General features: G+C 57.6%; 1 protein-coding gene and 2 pseudogenes. All 3 read right to left on the bottom strand.

What is annotated here, in order from left to right; translation table 11 throughout:
* Window positions 1-53: 53 nt before the first annotated feature.
* Window positions 54-542: pseudogene (locus J7360_RS21540) on the bottom strand (hypothetical protein); the annotation flags it as partial.
* Window positions 543-638: 96 nt separating this feature from the next.
* Window positions 639-1,139: pseudogene (locus J7360_RS21535) on the bottom strand (Ig-like domain-containing protein); the annotation flags it as partial.
* Window positions 1,140-2,059: 920 nt separating this feature from the next.
* On the bottom strand, window positions 2,060-4,873 hold the full coding sequence (locus tag J7360_RS20715) for an RHS repeat domain-containing protein (protein WP_209034711.1): 2,814 nt from the start codon (window positions 4,871-4,873) through the stop codon (window positions 2,060-2,062).
* Window positions 4,874-5,591: the final 718 nt, after the last annotated feature.

The raw sequence follows: 5,591 nt of genomic DNA, 5'->3' as shown, positions 1-5,591 counted from the left end.
CCACTCTTCGGAACGACGCCACCTTCCGCCCTGTCAGGTCTCGTTGTTCAGACCTTCCCTAAAGCATTGGGTGCATAACTGATGACCAACCCTGTCGGATACGTCTGACTCGCCAGCGCTCCGTTTGCGTCGTAGCCGTAGCCAATGAACCAGTTATACCAACCGGTCTGGCCCGACAATTCGGATGTCACCATCCGGCGCTTGTTGTAGTTATAACTGTTGACGAACGATGAGCCGCCCGCGTCATTCACAGTCGTCACTTGGGCTGGAAGCCCATCCGGGGTGTAAGACCAGTCCTGATTACCGTTCTTGTCAGGGAACCGCAGGGTCTTGAGACGATTGCGAGTGTCGTAGGTGCGCAAGACCTGGCGGCCACTGGCAGCAGCGGCATCCAGGTCGCAGCTGGTCGTGCTTGGGAGGTCAAGCCCACTGGCCGACCAAATCAAATTACCGGCTGCGTCGTAGGCCATCACCGTTGAACCGCTTTCCGGCTCAATCACCTTGCACAGCTGTTGGTTTGCATCGTAGACGTAACTGCGAGCGATGGAGGCAGGTCCCTGGGGTGGCTTGACCGTTAGTAGGACTTGGCCGGAATCAGCAGTCAGACCGTTGACGTCACGGGCCACAGCTTTGAGACGATAGCTGCCAGCAGCCAAGTTGTTGAGAGCCATCTGATAAGGCGCGGCTGCGACCGATCCTAGGAGCGCATCATTGGAATAGAACGACACACTGGCTAGCCCGCCCTCGGGATCGCTGGCGTTGGCCCGCACAGTGACTTTGCCAGGCGCATATAGCGTTTTTCCATTGACTGGTTCCGTCAGTGATACCTGCGGCGGACGATTGACCGCCTGCACGTTGATTACTTGGTTGGGACTGGCCTCGCCGAACCAGGTCACGCTTTCTTGCAGCAACTTCCATTGATAATTGAGTGTGCCAGCCACTTGGGGCACAGCATTGAACGCGATCCGGACGGACTGCCCTGGCGCCACATCATTAGGCAACTCAACCCTGCCAGTGCCCCATGTCCCGTTATTGGATGGATTAAAAGAACCCAAGCGGTAGTTTGAAGACCTACGCCAAGTCACGTTCCCGGTGTTGCGGAAGGTGACTTCAACAGGGTAAGACTGACCTATGATCATTGCCGCTGGCACGGACTGACTTACAAATGCCGAACTACGGTCAATCGCCGGAACACTGAGGCTTCCAGACCCGGCGATCGTATCGTTCGACGCACCCACTGGCGACAAACCGTGGATGAAAATTGCCTTCCCACCGTTTTGTAGGATGAAGTTTTCGTCGATCGGAAACGAGAAGCGATAATTTGCTGCAGAGGTTCCACAAGCAGCGGCTACCCCGGCTTCGCTAGCGAGATTGGCTGTGGTGGCGCCCGCGAAATTGCCTGAGCCAGCAGGCCCTCCAAGATACATATGAACATCAATGGATTGAGGCAGATTGGTAGAACATGCCCAGCCAGAGATCACTGTGGAGTTGATACCGTCGATGCCGCCCTTGATTACCGAAGGGAGCACGTTTACGTAAGTCGGAGCGCCCACCCCACCAAACCAAGCTACACCATCCCTCACCATCCGCCATTGGAAAAGCGTGCTTCCCGGCGTGAGCGGCGCACGGACGGTGAAATTGAAAGTAGTGCTCGACGGATAGGCAACACTTGAGGGCAGCTCGACGCGACCGGTCCCCCAAGTCGAGTTGTCCGTTGGCCCTTGACTTCCTAGGCGATAGCCTTCTTGCGCCGTCCATGTCTTCCATCCGGTATTCTGGAAGGTGATGCTTGCGGCGTATGTCTGGCCTACGACCATTGTCGTCGGCACCGAGCCACCAATGTATTTGGAATCGTTCTCCTTGGGCTCTACGGGCGTGGGGCACTCATTGGCCGAACCGGCTGTCGATCCATCGGGGCATTTCCGCGCTGCCCATGTGGGCATGGCAATAATGCATAGCATGATCAAAGCAGCGCTTGTCCTGTAAGCGGAGAACCTGCGCAGAGATTGCGTGGGGCTCATTGAGCGCTCTCTCGTAGTTGTCCATTCCTTGCGATGGCTCATTGCGCGCCTCGTTCAATCTTGATCGCCTTGCCGAAAACATCGCGAGCAATGTTGGTTCGGGCAGACTCTGGCAGCATTACCCAAACAGGTGCGTCATAGACCGGTTGATCGAAGACTTGGTAACCCGTCCGCGTCTGGGCGCCACGGGGATTGGTCACCAGGGTTTGTGCGCCGGGCAGATACTGCGTAACGGTCGTCAGCAAGCCCTGTTCGCTGTCCTGTGACACGGCTGTCGGCCTGCCTACTACGTCAAACTCTGTCCAGACACCGGTGGTCGCCGCTTCAGTGCTGCTCGGGTAAGACGCGAAAACAGCCCGTCCTTCGTGGTCGTAGACGAAGCGCTTCACTCGCAGCGTTCCAGACCCGTTTGCGGCGTCGTATTCCCGCGTCAAGAGCGGCTGCCATAGCGCATCGAAGTAGGTAACTTTTTGTGCGTTTCCAGTGGTCACGGTCTGGCGCCAATGGCCGGCACCGATGCCGTATTCGTCGCCACCCACTCGCTCGAACGCCTGTGCAGTCGAGTTCCAAGCGGTGCTGTCGCCCGATGGGTAATTCGTGGCGTTCAACCGCCCCATCGCGTCGTAGCCATACGTCGTGGCGAAGCCATTTTCGTCGTTGGTCTGACGGATCCAACCGTTGTCGTCCACAGAGGCGGACTTGGCCGTGCCATCGGCGTTTGCAACCGTCTGGGGAATGCCCCGCTTCCAACCTGACAAGGTCGTTGCGTTTCCTAAGCCGTCCTTGACCTGGGCCAGGGTTCCATCGGGATTGTAGGTGTAGGTTGCGACCAGCTTCCCATTGCGCCGTTCCGTTTGGGGCAATGCATTGCTGCCATAGTCAACCTGAGACGTGGCGATGCCCGTGTTGATGTTGCGCGCAACAGCGGTTTGCCCCAAGACCCAGGCGCCGCGTTCGTCGTAATACGTGGTTTCATCGGTGCGACTGTGCCAAGGGCTGAACCGCTCAATACGAGTTGGTCTTGCGAATTCGTCAAAGCACGGCTGCCCATTGCAATCTGCAATGCGCCAAACGAATTGATCGCCGTTGTCGATCGTGATCACCTGACGCACTGGCCGCTGCCTTGCTGCCACGGTGTTGTCCCCGTAGTTGCCGGCTGGATACATAGTCCGCGCCGCGTAGGGCGCTGCGTCGAAGGGAGCGTAGTCGCTCATCTTTGTGCGCTTGGCCGTCGAACCGTTCCATCCGAAGTCCTGCTGCAAAAGCAGGCCCTCATTGGTCCAATAGCGGTTGCCAAATCGGTAGCGAGTTGCCTGCCCCGCAGGGTCCTTGACCGTGACATCCCGAGTGATGGGAGAGCCGGCATTGCACTCGACGTATTTCGCAGGATCGCTGGGACTTGGGTTAGGACTTGGCTGCCAACAGTTATTGGGACTACCGTAGTCATATGTCCAGGTAAGCCCTTGAGCTGGCAGGCCTGGTCCAGAAATTCGCCGATTGGTAACGGCCATGACATAGAACTGATAGGGGATGTCCGAGTAAGCCTCCTCTCTCCTACAGACTCTGGGCACCCACGACCGTCCCATCAGCATGGAATTAATCGTGTAATCGCTGCGAGCGCCAGTAGGAGCAGTGATGCTTCCCGCTCTAGTTCCACCCGACCAAGGACGTATGTTGTCGCAGCCAGGCGGCTGGCCGTAGGTCACGCGTGCACGAGACAACTCAACCAGATCGAAGGTCCAGCGACTGCCATCAGGCAACGTCACCGTATCCAGGGTGTCGCTGTAGCCGTAAGACCAGGTTCGCCCACCAGTGGTCACGGAGGTAATGGTGTTGCCATCTCCTCCGGCATAAGACAGGTCAATGCGACGCCCATCGCTGGCAACGATGCTTAGAAGCTGCCACGGAGCGCCGGGATTCCAGTTGTAAACCACCGTGTTGCCGAAGCGATCGGTCACCCGCGTGGGATAAATCAAGACCTCCTTACGAACCAAGATGTAGTTGTTAGCGACCATCGGAACGATTCCACCGATGCTTGCAGTGGTCATCGCTGCCCCGCCGGCAGACGCCGTGCCAACAGAGTTGGCCTGCGGAACAGGCGACGATTTGCTCAAGGCTGGATACGTGCGCGAAACCATGTGGTTGAATGCATACACGCTGCCCTGTGTATCGACCAGTTCGAATCCTTCGCCGCGAGCGCCCGACTCACTGGCGCCATCAAGCGAAGCCAGGCACCGGACAGCAGAGCCGTCCTTCAAGACGATGGGATAGGTTCTGCCATCGTTCGGCCGGAGGGCCTGAGCCGATGTCTGCAGGAGCTCCTGGTCTCCGCTCCCTGGCCGATAAAGAAAGCTTCCCCTCCAAAATTCTGAGGGATCAAAGTATCCACCTTGGTTCTCGAAGGCCGGAGGAATCTCATAACGGCTGCAGCGACTATAAGCCGTCTCCCTGGTCCCGTTGACCACCCAGCCATCTGGCGCGATGTTCCCGCCTGGAAAACCGAAGACGCCATGCATGTAAGGGATGTCGAGATCCCAGAGCTTGAAGTGTCCCTTCGTAGGACTGCCGACGGAGAAACGACGACCGATGCGCACTTGGAGAGCATTGTTGCCCTTCAAATCGACGTCGGTCTGAGTGATCTCCATCGATCCGGTGTAGAGGTTGATGTTGTCCCCGAAGAGCTTGTCACCTGGACTCGCGACCACAGCCCCGGACTGAATCAGCTTGCCGTAGTCGTCGTAGACGTTCTCGGCCATTCCTACGGCGGGCAAGACCCCTGACAGCGCAGCCAGCCCCAGTCCAATCGCGCGCATCTTGCGCGAGGTCGTGCCCGATTCCATAGCATTTTCCAAGTTGATGACTGACCGAGATCCGGATAGACCCCATCGCTCACACGAACTCCCGCTCACGCAAAGACAGGGCATGACAACGCATGCCCGGCCAAACCATCGGCAGGTGTTCGTCTTCAAGAATCCGGAGGGTGCGCGAAGCGCGACCGGTAGGTCATTCCCCAATACCCCCAAGCCCCTACGGTTGCGCGCCGCCAATTTGATGTCAACTGACCGCTAGCCCTTGCCTGTCTCAGCAGGAGCTGGAGGTAGAACGGCAAGTTCTTGACGTTATGAGGAATCGCTCACGAAAGACGGCGCCAAGAGTAGTATCCCTACGGTGGACTCAGAAATTTCTGACACTATTTTCAGCAATAATCTGACACGGCACAGCGATGCCGTTGACCTACTCGCGACACGCCGAACTTGTTGTTTTTGCCATTACGCGGCTTGGCGCGCGGGCAATTGCTGAAGGCGTTTGGTCACACCTTCCGAAATTAAGGATTGACGCTAGCGCTCGTTTGTTAGATACAAATGATGACCGCGCGCCACATCGTGGCGAAAGGGGCGCGGCGTAACCCCCACCACTCGCCCAGTTGGGCTGCCTTCGGCTGTTTGCTTCACCTCCGTCAACTCGCACGTCATTCAACAGGCATCGGCCTTGTCCGGTGTTTGGAGGGTTCGTGCGTCCCCAGAAACACAAGGAGATGTGCTGCTATGCCGACGTCCCCCCGATTTTGAG

The sequence above is a fragment of the Xanthomonas sp. D-99 genome, assembly GCF_017746145.1.
Classification (GTDB): Bacteria; Pseudomonadota; Gammaproteobacteria; order Xanthomonadales; family Xanthomonadaceae; genus Xanthomonas; species Xanthomonas cissicola.
Note: the sequence above shows the minus strand (reverse complement) of the source record. Positions and strands in the feature narration are given on the sequence as shown.